The 18,105-nt window shown below is 67.0% G+C and carries 16 protein-coding genes; 10 read left to right on the top strand and 6 right to left on the bottom strand.

What is annotated here, in order from left to right:
* Positions 1–3 precede the first annotated feature (3 nt).
* The 5 genes from CVUC_RS16320 (at position 4) to CVUC_RS16300 (ending at position 6,160) form a co-directional block, all read left to right on the top strand.
* A complete protein-coding gene (locus tag CVUC_RS16320) occupies positions 4–1,392 on the top strand; it encodes a S41 family peptidase (RefSeq protein ID WP_096033455.1) in 1,389 nt (462 codons plus the stop codon).
* Positions 1,393–1,782: 390 nt separating this feature from the next.
* Positions 1,783–4,542 carry a TonB-dependent receptor plug domain-containing protein gene (locus tag CVUC_RS16315; protein ID WP_096033454.1) on the top strand — a complete coding sequence of 920 codons (2,760 nt, stop codon included), beginning with the start codon at positions 1,783–1,785 and terminating at the stop codon, positions 4,540–4,542.
* A 274-nt stretch (positions 4,543–4,816) separates the two neighbouring features.
* Complete coding sequence (locus tag CVUC_RS16310) at positions 4,817–5,203, top strand: hypothetical protein (protein ID WP_010919892.1); 387 nt, start codon at positions 4,817–4,819, stop codon at positions 5,201–5,203.
* Positions 5,204–5,264: 61 nt separating this feature from the next.
* Positions 5,265–5,600 carry a GIY-YIG nuclease family protein gene (locus tag CVUC_RS16305; protein WP_096033453.1) on the top strand — a complete coding sequence of 112 codons (336 nt, stop codon included), beginning with the start codon at positions 5,265–5,267 and terminating at the stop codon, positions 5,598–5,600.
* The gene (locus tag CVUC_RS16300; RefSeq protein ID WP_096033452.1) at positions 5,600–6,160 is read left to right on the top strand and encodes a DUF2239 family protein; all 561 of its coding nucleotides are present in this window, start codon (positions 5,600–5,602) and stop codon (positions 6,158–6,160) included. Before CVUC_RS16305 ends, CVUC_RS16300 begins: the two co-directional genes overlap by 1 nt.
* On the opposite strand, the gene CVUC_RS16295 is transcribed toward CVUC_RS16300, so the two are convergent.
* Both CVUC_RS16295 and CVUC_RS16290 read right to left on the bottom strand, forming a co-directional pair.
* A complete protein-coding gene (locus CVUC_RS16295) occupies positions 6,157–7,200 on the bottom strand; it encodes a ThuA domain-containing protein (RefSeq protein WP_096033451.1) in 1,044 nt (347 codons plus the stop codon). The genes CVUC_RS16300 and CVUC_RS16295 overlap by 4 nt on opposite strands.
* A gap of 7 nt (positions 7,201–7,207) precedes the next feature.
* Positions 7,208–7,594 (bottom strand): VOC family protein, encoded by a 387-nt coding sequence (locus CVUC_RS16290; RefSeq protein ID WP_010919888.1) that lies wholly within the window; start codon positions 7,592–7,594, stop codon positions 7,208–7,210.
* Positions 7,595–7,709: 115 nt separating this feature from the next.
* Between CVUC_RS16290 and CVUC_RS16285 the strand changes: the two genes are divergently transcribed.
* Together CVUC_RS16285 and CVUC_RS16280 are read left to right on the top strand one after the other, a co-directional pair.
* Positions 7,710–8,189, top strand: a complete 480-nt coding sequence (locus CVUC_RS16285; protein WP_010919887.1) for a hypothetical protein — start codon at positions 7,710–7,712, stop codon at positions 8,187–8,189.
* 118 nt (positions 8,190–8,307) lie between these two features.
* On the top strand, positions 8,308–9,723 hold the full coding sequence (locus CVUC_RS16280) for an MATE family efflux transporter (RefSeq protein WP_096033450.1): 1,416 nt from the start codon (positions 8,308–8,310) through the stop codon (positions 9,721–9,723).
* Here CVUC_RS16280 and CVUC_RS16275 read toward each other — a convergent pair.
* Positions 9,720–10,616 carry a cobalamin biosynthesis protein CbiG gene (locus CVUC_RS16275; protein WP_096033449.1) on the bottom strand — a complete coding sequence of 299 codons (897 nt, stop codon included), beginning with the start codon at positions 10,614–10,616 and terminating at the stop codon, positions 9,720–9,722. The two genes, CVUC_RS16280 and CVUC_RS16275, sit on opposite strands and share 4 nt — an antisense overlap.
* An 88-nt stretch (positions 10,617–10,704) precedes the next feature.
* The gene (gene mdoH / locus CVUC_RS16270; RefSeq protein ID WP_096033448.1) at positions 10,705–12,696 is read right to left on the bottom strand and encodes a glucans biosynthesis glucosyltransferase MdoH; all 1,992 of its coding nucleotides are present in this window, start codon (positions 12,694–12,696) and stop codon (positions 10,705–10,707) included.
* 283 nt (positions 12,697–12,979) lie between these two features.
* Here mdoH and CVUC_RS16265 point away from each other — a divergent pair, with 283 nt between their 5' ends.
* Positions 12,980–13,327, top strand: coding sequence for a copper-binding protein (locus CVUC_RS16265; RefSeq protein WP_096034779.1), 348 nt, complete (start codon positions 12,980–12,982; stop codon positions 13,325–13,327).
* Positions 13,328–13,418: 91 nt separating this feature from the next.
* Here the strand turns inward: CVUC_RS16265 and CVUC_RS16260 are convergent, their stop codons facing one another.
* Positions 13,419–14,444 carry an NADP-dependent oxidoreductase gene (locus CVUC_RS16260; RefSeq protein ID WP_096033447.1) on the bottom strand — a complete coding sequence of 342 codons (1,026 nt, stop codon included), beginning with the start codon at positions 14,442–14,444 and terminating at the stop codon, positions 13,419–13,421.
* A gap of 118 nt (positions 14,445–14,562) precedes the next feature.
* Between CVUC_RS16260 and CVUC_RS16255 the strand changes: the two genes are divergently transcribed.
* The gene (locus CVUC_RS16255; RefSeq protein ID WP_010919881.1) at positions 14,563–15,480 is read left to right on the top strand and encodes a Gfo/Idh/MocA family protein; all 918 of its coding nucleotides are present in this window, start codon (positions 14,563–14,565) and stop codon (positions 15,478–15,480) included.
* A gap of 29 nt (positions 15,481–15,509) precedes the next feature.
* On the opposite strand, the gene CVUC_RS16250 is transcribed toward CVUC_RS16255, so the two are convergent.
* On the bottom strand, positions 15,510–17,357 hold the full coding sequence (locus CVUC_RS16250) for a DUF885 domain-containing protein (protein WP_164468275.1): 1,848 nt from the start codon (positions 17,355–17,357) through the stop codon (positions 15,510–15,512).
* Between the two features lie 103 nt (positions 17,358–17,460).
* On the opposite strand from CVUC_RS16250, the gene CVUC_RS16245 reads away from it, so the two are divergent.
* Entirely contained in the window at positions 17,461–18,099 is a 639-nt protein-coding gene (locus CVUC_RS16245; RefSeq protein WP_010919879.1) for a LysE family translocator, read from the top strand.
* Positions 18,100–18,105: the final 6 nt, after the last annotated feature.

Below are 18,105 nucleotides of genomic sequence, written 5' to 3'. Positions count from 1 at the left end.
CCTATGAAACGCTTGAGTCTTCTCGCGGCCACAGCCGCTTTCCTGCTGGCTTCTCCGGCCTTGGCGGAAAGCCCGTTCTGGCCGGTGCAGCCCAAGAATGGCCCGGTAGCCGCAGAGCTGCGCGGCGCCTGGAAATCCCGGGGCTATGGCTGGATCGTCCAGTTCGGACCCGATGGGCCTCAACTGTTTCACACCGCCGGCGGCGCCTGCTATCCCGATCCACGCCGCGAGCCGGATCCCGACGGGGTCCTGGCCCTCTGGCGGGCTGAAGGCCCCGGCGTGATCAGCCTGACGGGCGATCCGGTCGGGACTCGCTATCAGTTTGATCGCCTTCCGAACCTGCCGACGGACTGCATTTCAGCAGGAGGCTGGACACCCGACCGCATCGTCGCCTTCGCGGCGGACACCTTCGCCGAACTCTATCCGCGCTCGGCGGAGCGCAAGCTGGATTGGCCTGCGCGCAAGGCCAAGGCGCTGACTCAAGTGGGGCCGAACGCCACCGACGATCAGCTTTGGCTGGCGATGGCGGGGCTGCTCAGCGGCCTGGATGATCCGCATGTCGAACTGCATGGGATGGTTCAGGGCGCACGCCGCGATTTTGAGCCGGGCGAGTCGCCCACGCTGATGCGCGTCCGGGCTGCAGACCCGTCCGGCGACGAGCGGGCCTGGCTCCAGGCCTACCGTGAAGGCATCCTGACGGGCCTGCTGCAGGGCAAGGGGCGTCAGGCCGCCAACAATCGGATCTTCTGGGGGCGGGTCGACGACGTCGGCTACCTCAATGTCCTGACTATGGGCGCGTTCGCCCGCAACGCCGCGCCGGACGATCCGCGACCGCTGGACGCTGCCCTCGATGAAGCCCTCAGCGCCTTCGTCGGCGCCAGGGCGGTGGTGGTCGATGTCAGCAACAATCGGGGCGGATACGACGTCATCAGCCGAAGGATCGCGGCGCGGTTCACCGCTCAACCCCGTGTGGCCTATGCCAAGGTTCCGGTGGGCGCGAAGGCCCCGCCGCAGGTGATCAAGGTCGAGCCGTCCGGTGCGGTTGGCTTTACCGGTCCGGTCTATGTGGTCACCAGTGACATCACGGTCAGCGCGGGCGAGACTTTCGCCCTGATGATGAAGGCGTTGCCGAACGTCACCCTGGTGGGTGGGACGACGCGTGGGGCGTTCTCCGACCAGCTGCCCAAGCCCCTGCCCAATGGTTGGACTCTGGCCCTGCCGGCGGAGCTCTATCGCACGGCGGACGGCCGGGATCTGGAAGGGCGCGGACTGGCGCCGACCGTTCCAATGGCGGTGTTTCCAGATAGCGACCTGATGGGCGGTCACGCCAAGGCCTTGTCCAGCCTGTTCGCGACAATCCGCGAGGGCGCCGCAGCGGGCGCGACTCGCTGACCTTCTGTTTTGAATCACGACGTGTGGCGCGATCCGGAGAGGCTCCAGGAATTTGCGCGCAAAGATTGTGATCTGGCCTCTGAAAGGGGCGTCAGATGCGGTCTTGCAGCGTTTACGAGGGGTGCGCGCAGAGTCCGAGCGCCGGGTTTGTTTCTCGCCTGAAACATCGTGTCGTGTTGCACACTCGCACATGTCGAATATGTCTATTTTTCAAAGCCTAGGCCGCATTTGGCGCGGATTGGGACACACCCCTGTGTGCTTTCTGCTGCAATAGCTGTGCTGGCTCTCCAAGGCTGTTGCGGTGCTCTCCGCCGGGCCGTAAGGAGCGACAACCCAGCGTTGGCGCCGTTTGCGTCGGCGTCGTTTGAAACTCATGCTTCTGTGGGCTGAATGACCCTTTCGACCGTGCTGCTCTACGGGCTGGCCGCCGTCTCGCTCGATCCTGCCGCGACCTCGGCGGCGACGCCTGCTGAGCCGCCGGTGATGATTGCGGAAGGCGACCAGAAGACAGCAAAGGTCAAGGACGAAGGCCCCAATGAGGTCGAAGGTCTGACCATCCAGGCCGATCCCCGGGGCAAGGTCGAGGGGAATATCGAGCCCGAGATCGAGCTGAACGAGGAGGAGATCAAGAGCTTCGGCGCCAACAGCATCGGTGAGCTCCTGACGCTTCTGACCCCGCAGACCGCCAGCACCCGAGGGCGCGATGGCGGCGGTGGCGGGCCGGTTCTGTTGATCAACGGCCGCCGCATTTCGGGCTTCCAGGAGATTCAGGGCGTCCCGCCCGAAGCGATCGAGCGCTTCCAGGTGCTGCCCGAAGAGGTCGCGCTGAGCTACGGCTACAAGGCCGATCAGCGGGTCGTGAACATCATCCTGAAGAAGAACTACAACGCCACCACGGCCCAGGCGGCGGCCACGGTCGCCACGGACGGCGGCCGCACGACGCTGAGCGGCGGCGGCAATCGGGTGCGTATCGACGGCGACAAGCGCTGGAACCTGGATCTGCAGGTTCAGCGGGACCCCTACCTGCTGGAAAACGACCGCAACATCGTGCGCGCCCCAGACGGCCAGCCCTATGATCTGGTCGGCAACATCAGTGGCCTGAACGGAGGGGAGATTGATCCCGCGCTCTCCGCCGCCAGCGGCGGATTGGTCAAGATCGCGGGCGTTCCAGACGCCGCCCAGGCCGGAAGGGTCGGGCTTTCGGCCTTCTCGCCCCTGGCGGGCCGCTACAACACCGACGACCTGACCGCGAGCCGTTCCCTGATCTCCAAGTCAGAGCGCGCCACCCTGCGCGGCTCGATCAGCCGTGATCTGAACAAGACCACCCAGCTGACGATCAGCGGAAATCTCGAAGACACCAAAAGCCAGGCGCTGTTGGGCCTTCCGGGCGTGCGGTTCACCTTGCCGGCGGGTAGCCCCTTCTCGCCGTTTTCGCAGGCGGTGACCGGCTATCGCTATATCAACGCGCCCGGGGCGCTGGCGCGGGAGACCGATGTCCTGCGCACGCAGGTCAGCATGGCGGCCAACGGGCGGGTGAAAGACTGGCGCTGGACCCTGACGAGCGATATCGACCGCACAACGACCGACACCACCACGGGGCGCGGCCTCGACGCTTCGGCGTTCCAAGCCGCAGTGACGGCCGGCGATCCCAGCGTCAATCCGTTCGGACCGATCGCCTCCAATCTCTACAAGAGCGTCGCGCCGGACACGGCTCACTCGGTCTCGACCTCTGCGAGCGCCGAGTTTGTGCTGAACGGCAATCTGTTCCAGCTGCCGGCCGGTGGGGTCCAGACCAGCTTCAAGATCGGCGCGGACACCCGTGCGCTGGACTCCAAGACCGTCCGCTCGGGCGTCAGCACCGAGCGCGACGTCACGCGCAACCGGCAGAACGTTCAGAGCAGCTTCACGCTGCCGCTGACCAGCACCCGCAATGGCGTGCTGGCCAAGGTCGGCGATCTCTCGGCCAACTTTAACGCAGGCTATGAGGACCTCTCCGACCTCGGCGGCCTGACCACCCTTGGCGCAGGGCTGAACTGGACGCCGATCAAGCCGCTCAGCCTGATCGCCAGCTTCACGGACGAGGAGGGCGCGCCCTCTACCAATCAGATCAACGATCCGCTGGTGGTGACGCCGAACGTCGTGGTGTTCGATTTCAACACGGGGCAGACCGTGCAGATCACCCGCACCGACGGCGGCAACCCGAACCTGCGCAACGACAATCGCAAGGTCTCGAAGTTCCAGGTCAACTACAAGCCGCTGGAAAAGGTCGAGCTGACCTTCAACGCGACCTACACCCGCGCCGAGACCAGCAACGTGATCTCCAGCTTCCCGGCCATTACGCCGGATCTGGAGCGCGCCTTCCCGGAACGCTTCACGCGGGACGCCACCGGTCGCTTGGTGGCGATCGACGCCCGCCCGGTGAACTTCGCGAGCGCCGAACGCGAGGATATTCGCTGGGGCTTCAACCTGTTCAGGCCCGTCGGCAAGCCGACGCCGGGCGCGGCGGCGGGGCCCGGCGGGCCGGGCGGTATGGGCGTCGGGCGCATGGGCGGCGGTCCAGGCGGCGGCATGGGCGGCATGATGCGCTTCGGCGGCCCGGGCGGTCCTGGGGGCGGGGGCATGATGGGCCCCGGCGGGCCGGGCGGCATGATGCGGCCGGGGCAGGGCATGTTGCAGCTGTCGGTCTATCACACCTGGCGCCTGACGGACGAGCTGACCACCCGCGAGGGCCTGCCCGTTCTGGACCAGCTGGACGGCGCGGCGATCAGTTCGCGCACCGGCCAGGCCCGTCACGAGGTGCAGGTGCAGGGCGGCTACTTCAAGGACGGCCTTGGCATGCGCTTCAACGGAACCTGGAAGGACTCAACCTGGGTGAACGGTGGGGCCACCGGCGGCCAGACGCTGTACTTCTCGGATCTCGCCACCCTGGGCGTGAGCTTCTTCGCCAGCTTCAACGCCCCTGCGCGCAAGGCGATGGTCGACAAGTATCCGATCCTCAAGGGCGCGCAGGTCTCGCTGAACTTCGAGAACGTATTCGACGCCAAGCAGACGGTGCGTGACCAGAATGGCGTAACGCCGCAGGCCTACCAGCGCGACTATCTCGACCCGCTGGGCCGCACGGTGCGACTGGGCTTCCGCAAGCAACTCTAGAAGTAGGCCCTAGAGCGCGTTCGTGCGCTTTGGTCGCACCCTCCTAAGCCTTGCGCGCCGAGAGCGTTCTTCGATCAGCGTCAAGCGGTGATCGGATCAAAGACCGCTATAAGACACTGTAATAGATGACTTTTCATCGGATTTGATCGGGCCAATCAGATCTGAAAGGGCTCTAGCCGGGCGGGAGCGCCTTCGCGCTCTCAACCCGTCCTTAAGCACTGCGGCGCAGACTGAAGGTCTGAGCGGCCGATTTTCGGCCGGATCGGAGGCCGTCATGGCGACCATGACTTCCAGTACGCGCCGTACAGGCGACCACTTCGAACCCACTGACGTGGACCCTCAAGTCCAGCGCCGGTTGCGTGGCTACCTCGAACAGATCGACTACACCGCATACGCTTCCAACAAGGCGGTGCTGGGCGCGACCTTCCCCAAGGTGGAAGGCGGTCAGTTCCAGCGCTTGGCCGTGGCGGCCGCAACCGCGCGCGCCAAATGGGTGAGCGAGGCGGCTCAGATGGCCGAGGGCGGCGCAACACTTTCCGAAGGTCAGTTGGCGCGTCTGGCTCATCTAAGGCTGACCTACGAAGAGCTGACCGCCGTCTATGAGGCCACCCGCCGCATGGTCGAGCGGGGCTACATCTCCTACCGGCCCATTCCGGCATAATCACCCGGGTAATATTGACTTTATATTTTATCCGGGTAAATAGCGCGCCAGGAGGTTCGCTATGTCCGGACGCGACGCGCTGCGGCGCGCTTACAAAGAACGCAAGGTCGAAAGCGGCGTGTACGCGATCCGCTGCGAGACGACCGGCGAGGTGTGGGTCGGCGCGACGCCAGACCTTTCCACGCGGCAGAACGGGATCTGGTTCTCCCTGCGTCTAGGATCGCACCGCGAACCTAGCCTCCAGGCGGCATGGAACGCCCATGGCGCCGACGCCTTCGCCTTCGAAGCGATCGAAGGTATCGACGTCGAGGGACTCGATGCATTCGGCCGCGCCTCGCGCCTCAAGGATCGGCGCGGCTATTGGATAGGGGCCCTCGGCGCCCGGGGGCTGAACTGATGGACGAGCGGTTTGTAGTCTTCCACGCAGCACGTCGCGTCGCGGCGGGCTCGCGGCTTGAGGCGGCTCTGGCGGCCCAGGCGCTGTCGACCGAGGCGGACGTCCTGATCTTTGATCCCCAGGGGCGATCGGTCGATTTCGATCTCAGTGGCGGTCCGGCAGCCCTGAAGGCGCGGTTCGCGCCGGAAGGCGAAGCGCCGCGCGGACGCGGTCGACCCAAGCTGGGCGTCGTCGCCCGTGAAGTGACCTTGCTGCCCCGACATTGGGACTGGCTCGCCGCCCAGCCCGGCGGCGCGTCCGTGGCGCTGAGAAAGCTGGTCGAGGCCGCACGTCGCGCCGCCGAGGGGCCGGACCGCATCCGCGCCTCGCGGGACGCGGCCTATCGCTTCGCCTCCGCCATGGCGGGCGATCTGCCCGGCTTCGAAGAGGCCATGCGCAGCCTTTATGCGGGCGACGACGCGGGGTTCGAAACGCAGATCGATAGCTGGCCCGACGACATCGCCGCTCAGCTCCGGACCTACGCGGCCGAAGCGTTCGGGACGGACGAGGCGACGCCTTAAGGCTCTGAGCGGGCGAGCACGTCGGCGAGAAGAGCGCGATAGGCCGTCTCGAAAGCGCTCTTGTCGCTTTCGGGCTTCTCCGGCCAGAGCGGGCGGAGCGCAGCCGTGCGGGTGGCGGCGTCCAGCAGCCAGATCCTGTCGGCCCTGGCCAGCCTGGCCATTCGTGTCTCGACGTCGGCCCGCGGCCGATTTTCGAAGGCCAGCAGAGACCGCAAGGCCCACAGCGCCTGTTCCTCGGGGTTCGGCGTCGCCGAGCCGGGGAGACGATGGGCGGTCCAGCGGATCGCGTCCAGGATCTGGTCGCGGTAGCGCGCGTCGTTCCAGGTGCTGGGGGTATGGCCAAGATTGGAGTAGAACAGCCGGCCCTTGCCGATCTGTCGGGTCCAGGTGACCGGCACGAACCAGGGTCGCTTCAACGGCGTCTCGGTGAAGTCCAGCGCCTGCAGCACCCGGACCTTCTTCGGGTCATAGTCCGAGTACTGATAGATCTCTTCCGCGTAGGCGAAGCGGCTTGGCCAGGCCCTGTTGACCGGACTTTGGCCGCCGAGCGACTGGATGGTGAGCGGCGCGCCCTGCGTCCAGGGGTGACCGGCGAACCTGCCGTTGATGAAGGCGGTATAGGTCTGGCCCGGCCCCGAATAGTCCCAGTGGGTGTCGGTGGCGCTGTGCAGGCCCACGAAGCCGCCCTTGCCGCTTTCGATCCAGCCTTGGATCGCCTGCCAGGTCTCGGCCGAGATCGGAAGCTCACCCGTGGTGTAGAAAACCAGCACGTCGATCGTCTTGAGCTTTTCCGGCGTGATGTCGCGGGCGTCCTGCGTCGACTCCACGCTGAAGGCCCCGCTCTGGCCGCCGATCTCGGCGAGGGCCACCTCTGAGGGCGTCGGTCCGTTGCTGTTGTGGGGGCGCGTCACCGGGGCATGTCGCCATCCGACCGATTGGCCCAGATAGAGCACGCGGATCTTGGGCTCGGCCTGCACAGCCTGCACGGTTGAGCAGGCGAGGGCGGTCACCAGCGCGACCAGGGTCAGGAGTCGGAACATGGTGATCTCAGGCCTTGGGTTGCATCAGGTCCCAACGATTGCCCGACAGGTCCTCGAATACAACGACCGTGCCATAGGCTTCGTGACGGGGTTCCTCCAGGAACCGAACGCCGGCCTGACTCATGCGCGCATGGTCGCCGGCGAAATCGTCCGTGTGCAGGAACAGCCACACTCGTCCGCCGCCCTGGCGGCCGATCGCCTCTGCCTGTTCGCCGACGGCGCGGGCGAGCAGAAACTGGGTCCCGTCGCCGCCGGGCGACACGACCACCCATCGCTTGCCGTGGCCCATGTCGGTGTCCTCGACCAGAGAGAAGCCCAGCTTGCCGACATAGAAGGCGATCGCCTCGTCATAGTCGGCGACGAGCAGGGACACGAGTGCGACGCGGCGGGGCATGATGGCGACTCCATGGGCGGTGGATCGAATAGCATGCGTCTGCGATACCGCCTTTGCATCGTTTTCGGCCGAGATGACGGCTATGGTCGCCGGCCCGTTCCACGAGGAGATCCCCATGGTCCCGCTTCTCATCTCGGTTCTCGCGCTCGCCCAGACCTCCGTTGAGACCAAGATCACCCCGGTCGCCGCCAAGGATCTGCCGGCGGCCGTCGTCGCCGTCGTCAAGGGCGCCGCCCCGGCCATGACCATCAAGGAAGCCGAGCTGAAGGAACGCGAGAACCGCCGCTATTTCGACGTGGAGGGCGTGATGCCGGATGGTTCGGAGATCGAGTTCGACCTGCTGGAGAAGGACGGCGCCTGGACGATCGTCGAGACCCAGCGTGACATCGCCTGGAGCGATGCGCCCAAGGCCGTTCGAGACGCCGCCGCAGCGTCGGGCAAGGCCATCACGCCGGTGCGGGTGATCGAAAGCAAGCAGAACGACGGCATGGTCATCTACGAGCTTTTCGCCGCGGGCAAACCGAAGGATCCGTCGATGGAGGTCAGCTTCAAGGACGGTCAAGCCAAGGTTCTCAGCGAGGTGTGGCCGCACTAGCCGCTGAAACCGCCACCCGACCTTACGGGTTCGCGGGGCCGAGGCTGGCGCGTCGCGCCAAGCACAGCTAAATGCGGGTTGCCCGGAAAACGGGCATGGGCCACCTTGCGCCCCTTCTTTGACAGTGGTGACGACCATGCCGCGTGACGCGGCCGGAACGGCGCTCCTTCCGGAGCGGCCGCGCGGCCCCATTATGACCGATCTGATTGAACTGCTCCGCCTGGCGGGGCCGGTCGTGCTGTCGCGCCTGGGCATCATGGTGATGGGCCTGACCGACGCGATCGTGGTCGGCCATTTCTCGGCGCAGCAGCTTGGCTATCACGCCATGGCCTGGGCGCCGTCTTCGGTGTTCGTGACCGCGACGGTCGGCCTTCTGGTGGGCGTGCAGGTGATGACCGCGCGCGCGATGGGGGCGGGCAATCCGCATGAGACCGGCGCGGTGCTGCGGCGAGGGCTCGTTTACGCGGGCTGGCTGGGCTTTGGGTCGATGGCTCTGCTGGCGCTGCTGGGACCCATGTTCCTGCAGGCCATGGGCTTGAAGGATGGCCTCGCCGAGGGCGCGACCCTGCCGCTGATCGTCTTTTCGCTGTCCCTGCCGGTCTATGCGATCTCGGTGGTTCTGACGTTCTGGCTGGAGGGGCTCTCAAGGCCAGGACCAGGCGCGGCGATGATGTGGTTGGCCAATGTCGTGAACCTGGGCGCCAACCTGCTGCTGGTGCCGGGCGTTCTGGGACTGCCGGCGCTGGGCGCGGTGGGCGGCGCCTGGGCGACCTTCATCGCGCGAACGGCCCTGGCGCTGGCGCTGGCGATCTTCGTCCTCCGCATGAAGGAGGCGCGCGAGCTCGGCGTGTTCGACAAGCCCGCTCGCGACCGACCTGCCGAGATCGAGCAGCGCCGCATCGGCTATGGCGCCGGGGCGTCCAACTTCTTCGAGGTCTCGGCCTTTGCGGGCATGAACCTGATCTGCGGCTGGATCAGCGCCCTCGCGGTGGCCGCCTATACGGTAGTGCTGAACGTCTCGGCGATCATCTTCATGGTGCCGCTGGGCGTGGCCTCGGCTACGGCGGTGATGGTGGGGCGAGCCTATGGCGCGCGCGACCCGGCGGGCATGACCCGCGCCGGCTGGATCGCCTTTGCGGTGATCGGCGTGATCGGCGTGCTGTTCGGCCTGCTGCTATACCCGACCAAGCACTGGGTCGCCCTGGCCTATACGACCGACCCTGCCGCTCTGGCGCTGATCCTGCCGGCCCTGGTGTTGGCTTGCCTGTTCTTCGCGCCCGACGCGGTGCAGGTGGTCGCGGCCCAGGCGCTGCGCGCGCGCGGCGAGGTCTGGGTTCCGACCATCACCCACCTGATCAGCTACGCCCTGGTCATGGGGCCGCTGGCTTGGTGGCTGGCGATCCCCAAGGGCATGGGCCTGAACGGCGTGCTGGTCTCGATCATTGTGACCAGCTTCCTGGCGGCCGGGTTCCTGCTGATGCGGTTCCGGATGCTGGACTGGCGGGACCGGAAGGCGGCGCAGGGGGCGGCCTAGGCCCCCAGGATCCAGCCTTCCTCGGTCGCCGCCGCCGCCAGGGCGTCTTCGGCGAGGCTCTTTGGCGCGTCGAACGAAGTCCCCAGCTTGCCGGCTTCGTCCAGCTTGGCGAAGTGCTCGGCTAGGCTGCGGACCTGGGCCAGGTCCTTGACCTCGCCCGGCGCCGGCGTGGGCTTGAGCAGCGAGGGATAAACCTCAGCCACCACCACCTCGACGCCCTCCAGATCGGCGTCCGTCAGGGCCTTGAAGCCCGTCTCGAACGGCCAGACCCGAACGGCGTCGCCCCGGGCGTCCTTCAGACGGCGCACGGCCGGGATGCCCATGATCGCCTGACCGCCGACCGAGCCGTTGTAGTAGAGCTTCCAGATCGAATGCGCGCCCTTGGCGGCCTGATCGGCGTAGCGGAACTCGGGCAGGTCGTCGGGACCGTGCTCGCGGGGGCGCTTGGGCTGCAGCGTGGTCAGGGCGTCCTTGGGCGGGCAGCCCCAGAAGGGGAACGGGCCGCCCGTCAGGCGACGGTTGATTTCCGAGCCCACGCCAAAGCGGTTGTTGGTGTTGTCGGCCTTGTCCTTGACCATCTTGGCCAGTTGGTCCCAGACCGCGCGCCAGGGCGTTTCGCCCGGCAGCGCCAGGGCTTGCGCCAGGCCGCGCGGGAAGCCGAGCGGGAAGTCGAAACCCACTAGGGCGCGCTCGCCACGCTTTTTCAGGTCGTCCAGGATGGCGGCCAGCTTCGTCTCGGCCTCGCCGCGCGTCGCCGGGTTGTAGCTCTCGAAGCTCAGGCGGAAGCGGACGTCACGCTTGAGCACGCCGATCCAGATGGAGTCCGCGCCCGTGGTCGGCTTGGCCGCCGCGCTCCAATCGACGATCACATAGGCGCTGAACAGACGCGACACGGCACCCGGCTCCGAAAAAACAAACGAAGCCGCGCTTCTACCGCTCCGGGCCTTTGAGGACCAGTCGGATCGACGCTTTACCCGTGGATTAGGCCGCGTCGCGGATCTTGGTCGTCGGGCCGATCGGGCGACCGTTCCGGGCGAACCAGCGGATCGGCGGCTCGCAGGCCGCGCCCACGGCGGCGCGGACGATGGCCGGCGGGCGGCGCTCTTCCGGCGTCATGAACAGGCCGTTGGCCTTCAGCTTCAGGCCGGCCACCTTGTGCGCGCCCAGCATGGTCAGAGGCACGGCCAGGACCAGGCCGGCCAGGATCGGCGCGGTGGCGGTCAGCAGGTCCGGCGTGAACCAGAACGAGGCGGCCAGGATCAGGCCCGACAGGCTGATCCAGCCCATGGCGGCCCAGGCTTCCTTGAAGTCGACCTTGTCGGCGTCGCGGCGTTGCGCCGCCCAGCCGCCGACCTTGCCGGCCAGGATTTCCACGATGGCGCGGGTCTGGGTGAACATCAGCATCGGCGCGACCAGAGCCGACAGCAGCATTTCGACGCCCAGGCCGGCGGCCATGCGGCGCTTGCCGCCAAAGCCCTTCACCTCGCCCTTGCGGGCCAGCACCAGGATGGCGCCGAGGATCTTGGGCCCGAACAGCAGCACGAAGGTGATGATCATCGCCCAGGCCGTCGCCTGGATTTCGCTCCAGTCGATCAGGGCGTGCGCGGCGGCCTTCAGGTCGGCCATGGTGAAGGCGGCCTTCTTGAGCTCGGGCATCAGGGCGCGAGAGATCAGGCCGGCCGACAGACAGAAGAACCACAGCGGAGACAGGGCGTAGCTCAGCACGCCGATCACCAGGTGCATGCGGCTCATCCAGTGCAGGCCTGGGAGGGCGATCAGCGGCACGTGCTGGATGTTACCCCGGCACCAGCGACGGTCACGGGTGGCGAAGTCGAGCAGGTTGGAGGGGCTCTCTTCGTAGGAACCGTCGAGATAGGGCGCCAGGTGCACGCTCCAGCCGCCGCGGCGGAGCAGGGCGCTTTCCAGGGCGTCGTGGCTCATCACCTCGCCGCCGAAGGGCTTGGGGCCCGGCAGATGCGGCAGGCCGCAAGTCTCGGCGAAGGCGCGGGTGCGCACGATCGCGTTGTGGCCCCAGAACGAGCTTTCCGAACCCGACCACCAGGCCAGACCCGTCCAGGCGACGCGGCCATAGAGGCGCGTGGCGAACTGCAGCGTGCGGGCGAAGATCGTCTGGCCGTTGATGATCATCGGCATGGTCTGGATCAGACCCGCCCCGGGGTGACGCTCCATGGCGTCGGCCAGGCGCACCATGGCGTCGCCGGTCATCAGGCTGTCGGCGTCCAGCACCAGCATGTGCTCGTAGGCGCTGCCCCAGCGGCTGACCCAGTCGGCGACATTGCCGGCCTTGCGGCCCGTGTTTTCCTTGCGGATGCGGTAGTAGACGTTGCAGTTGGCTTCGCGACGGAAGCGCGCGAAGCAGGCCTGCTCGGCCAGGGCCACCTGCGCGTCGCGGGTGTCGCTGATCACGAAAATGTCGAAGTTGCGCGCCGCGCCGGTCTCGGCGATCGAGGCGTCCATGGCGCGCAGGCGGGCGAACACCGCCGCCGCGTCCTCGTTGTAGACCGGCATCAGGATGGCGGTGCGCGTGTGCAGCTTGGGCATCGGCGCTTCGCTGTCGATGCCGAGCGGGTCCTTCGGCCGGCCCATAAGGACCACGAAACCGATGAGCGCCGTGCAGAACCACAGCGACAGGGCCAGGAACAGCGGCGCCAGAAGCGTCAGAACCACGGCTTCAAGGCGGGTCACGCCGCCGAGCGCGATGGTGTCGAACGAGGCCTTCCAGCCCGCGACGCCCATGGCGATGGTCATCAGACCCAGCATCCAGCGGCGCAGGTTCATGTCCTGGGTCAGCGCGGTGGCGCGTCGGGCGCCGCCCTGCCAGAAGCTGAGCGGCTGCACCGGCATGGCCAGAGCCGCCTCATCCGGAATCTCGACCGTGTCACGGCGAACGACCTGATCGAGGCTCACGCTCGTGGAGGAGCGCACATCGAAGAGGCTGGAGCGATCGCTCATATCGTCAGATCTCGGACTTTTCCGGCGGGCCGGGCTCTCTCCGCGCGCGTCTTCCGTCGGGGGGCCTTTTCGCTTGCCGATGGGTTCGCTAGGGAACCGGCAGGCGTCTTTTGGCGCTTCGCGACGGATGATACCGGCGTGGAGAGCCGCCGGTGTCTCTACAGTAAAACTTCGATCACAAATTCGCTACCGGAAATCACGCGGATTTCGCAGTTGCGAGAAGATTTCGTGACGCTGCAGGCCAAAGTGATCGCGCGTCGTGTTCAGGGGAATGGGTAAGTATATGAAATTTCATGTTATTATGTTCGCCCTTGCGCTTCTGGGTCTCGCCGCCTGCGGGAACGATTCCCCCAACACGCGTTCGGAAAACAGCGTTGCAGAGGCTGTTTCATCCACCGTGGACCTCCCGAGCTACGACTCGCAGGGCGTCGTAGCCAGTCTTGAGGGCCAGATTCTCACGCTCGATCACGACGGCGCGAGCGCTGCCGGTCTCAAGCCCGGCCGGGATCGTTTCAGGGTCTATGCAGATGTCCTGGCCGAAGCGCCTATCGCGCCTGGATCGCGCGTCGCCTTCGCGTTCAAGAAGACCCCGCAGGGACTGGAAATCGCCGAGCTTCGCGCGCAGCCCTGAACAAGAACGGGCGGCTGGTGATCCAGCCGCCCGTCCGGTTTGTAAAGTATGGTTGGCCTCGCCGCGGGGGGGAGACCTGCCGAAATGAGCGTTAGCCCAGCTTGACCAGCATCTTGCCGAGGTTCTCACCGGTGAAGAGCTTCAAGAACGCGTTCGGCGCCCGATCGACGCCGTCCTCGACCGTTTCTTTCCAGGTGATCTTCCCCGCCTTGATCCACTCGGACATGTCCTTGGCGAACTGCGGATAGAGGTCGAAGTGGTTGGAGACGATGAAGCCCTCCAGGCGCAGGCTCTTGCCGACGGCCAGGATGATGTTCGACGGGCCTTCCGGCTTACTGGTCTCGTTGTATTGCGAGATCATGCCGCACAGCGCGAAACGGGCGAACGGGCGGGCCGAGTTGATGGCCGCTTCCAGGTGCACGCCGCCGACGTTCTCGAAATAGACGTCGATACCCTTGGGCGCGACCTTGGCCAGTTCGGCGACCACGTCGGGGGTGGCCTTGTAGTCGATCACGTGGTCGACGCCGATCGACTTCAGGAACGCCACCTTTTCGGGGCCGCCGGCCGAACCGATCACCGTGTGGCCCTTCAGCTTGGCGATCTGGCAGACGATCGAGCCGACGGCGCCGGCGGCGGCCGACACGAACACTACATCGCCGTCCTTCAGCGCCGCGACGCGCAGGAGGCCTGCATAGGCGGTCATGCCCGGCATGCCGGCCACGCCCAGAAACGCCTGGGGCGGGATGCCGTGGGTCTCGATCTTGGTGATGGCGCCCATGCCGGCGGCGGCCAGCGACTTGGGATGAGCGTTGTAGGCCTCGCGCCAGCCGAACATCGAGCTGACGATGTCCCCCGGCTTGAAGTCCGGGTCGTTGGAGGCGATCACCTCGCCGATCGCGCCGCCCTGCAGAGCTTCACCCAGTTGGAAGGGCGGGACGTAGCTGGGACGGTCATACATGCGGCCGCGCATGTAGGGATCGACCGACATCCACAGGTTCTTGACCTGGATTTCGCCGTCGCCGGGGGCGGGCAGCTCGACGGTGGCCAGCTCGAAGTCGGAATCCTTCGGCATGCCGACGGGACGGGCTTTCAGGCGGATCTCGCGCGAGGTGGTCATGGGGGTCCTCCCTGCCTTGGCTTGGCCAAGTGTTGCAAATTTAAACGACTGTTTAGCGCGCCCTTACGCAAGTCACCAGTGCTTCTAAGCGGCCTCGAAGCGCGCTAGACAGCGGCCCATGACCCAGACTCTGAAAGCGGGCGTTGTCGGCGCCGGTGTGTTCGGCGGCTACCACGCCAAGAAGTACGTCGAATTGGACGGCGTGACCCTGGTCGGCGTGTTCGATATCGATCTGGCGCGCGCCAAGGCGCTGGCTGAACCACTGGGCGCGCAGGGCTATGACGACATGGACGCGTTCCTCGCGGCGGTCGATGTGGTCACGGTCGCCGCGCCGGCCGTCCACCATGCCGCCCCGGCTCTGGCCGCGCTGAAGGCGGGTAAGCCGGTCTATTCGGAAAAGCCTTTGGCGGTATCGCCCGACGACGCCGACAAGATGGTCGCTGCGGCCGCCAAGGCCGGCGTGCCGCTGGCGTGTGGCCACCAGGAGCGGGTTGTGTTCCAGGCTATGGGCCTGCTGGACATCCCCGAGCAGCCTCTGCGGCTGGAAGCCGTGCGGCGTGGCACGCCATCAGACCGCAATCTCGACGTCTCGGTGGTGCTGGACCTGATGATCCACGACATCGACCTGGCCCTGGCGCTTTGCGACGGCCAGCCGATCGCGGTGGAAGGCGAGGGGGCGATCACCCGCTCGACCTCGCTGGACTGGGTTAAGGCCGAGGCGACCTTCGACAACGGCTTCACCGCCGTCTTCGACAGCTCGCGCGTCGCCGAGGCCCGCGAGCGGACCATGAAGGTCGTCTACCCCTCGGGCGAGGTCGAGATCGACTTCCTCCAGCGCACCTTCCGCAACACCACGCCCTATCCGCTGATCGAAAACTTCACCGAGACCCCGGCGGGCAAGGATCCGCTGGGCCTGTCGGTGGCGGGTTTCCTGGCGGCGGTGCGCGGCCAAGCGTCCCGTCCGGTCGTGACCGGCGAGGAGGCCGCGCGGGCGCTGGATCTGGCGCTGGCGGTCGAGCAGTCGGTCGAGGGCTAGAGACCGCTCGACCGACGAAAGCGCCGCCGTCAGGCGGGGAACATCCTCGCCAGGGTCTGCTCCAGCACGACCAGTGGCATGGGCCCCTGCAGCAGGACGTCGTGGAAGGTCTTCAGGTCGAAGCGCGCGCCGGCCCGCTTTTGGGCCTGTTCGCGCAGCCTCACCCACTCGACGTGGCCGATTTTGTAGCTGCAGGCTTGGCCCGGCCAGATGCAATAGCGGTCGATCTCGCGCTGGACGCGGGCGCGCGGCATGCCCGTTTGGCTGACCATATAGTCAGTGGCCTGGGCGCGGCTCCAGCGTTTGAAGTGCAGGCCTGTATCCACGACCAGTCGCACCGCGCGGAACTGCAGCGACTGCAAGTAGCCGATCTCGCCGAGCGGATCGCCCTCATAGACGCCCATCTCGGCCGCTAACTGCTCAGCATAAAGCGCCCAGCCCTCACCATAGGCCGCAAAGCCCATGCCGGCGCGACGCAACATGGGGATCTGCTGCGAGCCCAGGGAGATAGACCCCTGCCAGACGTGACCGGGAAGGGCCTCATGATAGGTCAGGGTCGGCAGGTTGAACTTGGGCCACTCGGCCGTGTCCTTGAGGTTGATATAGAAGCGGCCGGGTCGCGAACCGTCGAGCGCCGGCGCCTGGGCGTAGCCGTTCGGCGCGCCGTCCTCGATCTCCGGCGGCACGCGGACGATCTCCACCGGCGCGGCGGGGAGGGTCTTGAAAACCGTTCCCATACGGGCCCGGATCGCGGCGGTCTGGGCGTTGAGATCCGCCAGCAGCTGGGCGCGGCCCGCGTCGGTGTTGGCGTACTGCTGGTCCGCACGGGCTGACAGCGCCGTGAGTCGCTGAGCCACGGTTCCGTCGGTCAGGCCCAGCCGCCGCAGGCGCGCGTCGATCTGGGCTTCCAGTTCGGCGACCTGCTCGAGGCCCAGACGATGCACCTCGTCAGGTGTGCGGCGCGTGGTCGTCTGGAAGGCCAGGGCGTCGGCGTAGAAGGCGTCACCGTCGGGCAGTTTCCAGACGCCGGCGTCACCCTTGGCCTTGGCGCGGGCGGCTTCCAGCGCCGCGATCTGGCGGTCCAGGGCGGGATGCACGGCGGCGCTGACGATCGCGGCGGCGCGCCCGGCCCAGTCGCCCGCAAGCCCGGCCTTGGCGGCGCGGCTCGCGATCGAGCGGGTCACGCTGGCCTCCGCCGCGCTGGCCGCGCGCTGCCGGCGGAGTTGGGCGAGACCCGCGTCGAGGGCGAAGTCGGGGGCCAGGACGCCCTTGGCGACGTCCAGCGCCAGGGCCTCGGTGTTCGCGTCGAGCGCGACGGCGTAGGCCTGGAGGCGCGAGAGGTAGGCCTCGGCGTCGTCCGAGGTACGCACCGGATGGCGGGAGTCGAGGAAGTCCGGGATCGTCTGATAGGACCCGGTCAACTGGCTCAGTACGTAGGGCGAATAGGGCGCATAGCCGAAGCCGGCCTGACCTTCGCCGAAGTCATACTTCACGCCGCCGTCGACGGCGCGGCGATAGGCGTAGGTGGCGACCTCCAGATCGATACGGGCCTCGGGCGACAGCCGTTCCGGCGCCACCCGCGCCAGGGCGGCCAGGCGTTCCTTGCGCGCGGTGATCCAGGCGTTGCGACCGGCGCGCGAGGCGTCGTTCAGCTTGCTGCGCTGGCCCGCTCGGGAGCCGACGTCCAGGCCGCGGGTGGTGGCCATTTCTGGCGCAGCGTCGAGATCTGCGTTCCAGAAGGTGTCGAGCAGCGCACGAAGTTCCGCATCGCCAACGCCTGGCGTCGCGGAGAAGGCCGCCGTCGCGCCCCACAGCGGGGCCGAGGCCGCAGCGCCGAACAGAAACTGCCGTCTATCCATCTTGTCGTGTTCCCCCACTTGTCCGTTCACGGTAAGCCCGTTCGCCGCCCTCTCGCCAGAGCCTGGGCGCCCGAACGGCGATCATCGTTGATGTTGAGCGCCGCGTTTCAGGAGAGTCTGTTTGCCGCACGCCGCCTGGCCCGTCGATCCCGCCGCGATCGCGCCGTTCCTGTTGGCGATTGTCCTGATCGAGCTCACGCCGGGGCCGAACATGGGCTACCTGGCGGGCCTTTCGGCGGTTGAGGGGCGCCGCGCCGGAGTTGTGACGATCGCCGGGATCACGGCGGGCCTTCTGGTCTACATGCTGGCCTCGGTGGCGGGGCTGACAGAGATTCTCCGCTTTAACCGCCCGCTCTATGAAGTCCTTCGCTGGGCGGGGGTCGCCTATATCTTCTGGCTGGCGTTCGACGCCTGGCGCGGTGAGAAGCCGACCGATTTTCAAGGCGAGGACGGGCGGGCGTGGATCCACTTCCGACGCGGGCTGGTGGCGAACCTGCTCAACCCCAAAGCCGCCTTGTTCTACGTGACGCTCTTGCCAGGCTTCATCCAGACCGGCCATGCCTCGCCGACTGTCCAGGCCCTGATCTTGGGCGGGGCCCACATCGCCGTAAGCATCGCGGTTCACGGCGCGATCGTTCTGTCTTCAGACGGCTTGGCGCGGCGTTTGATCCTCGAGGGCTCCAGCCCCAGAACCCGCAGGCTCTTCGCCGTGGCCTTGGTGGCCACCGCGATCTGGATCGCCGTCGAGACCGGACGCTGAGGCGCT

The sequence above is a fragment of the Caulobacter vibrioides genome, from assembly GCF_002858865.1.
Lineage (GTDB): Bacteria > Pseudomonadota > Alphaproteobacteria > Caulobacterales > Caulobacteraceae > Caulobacter > Caulobacter vibrioides.
This window is presented reverse-complemented; position numbering and strand designations above follow the sequence as displayed.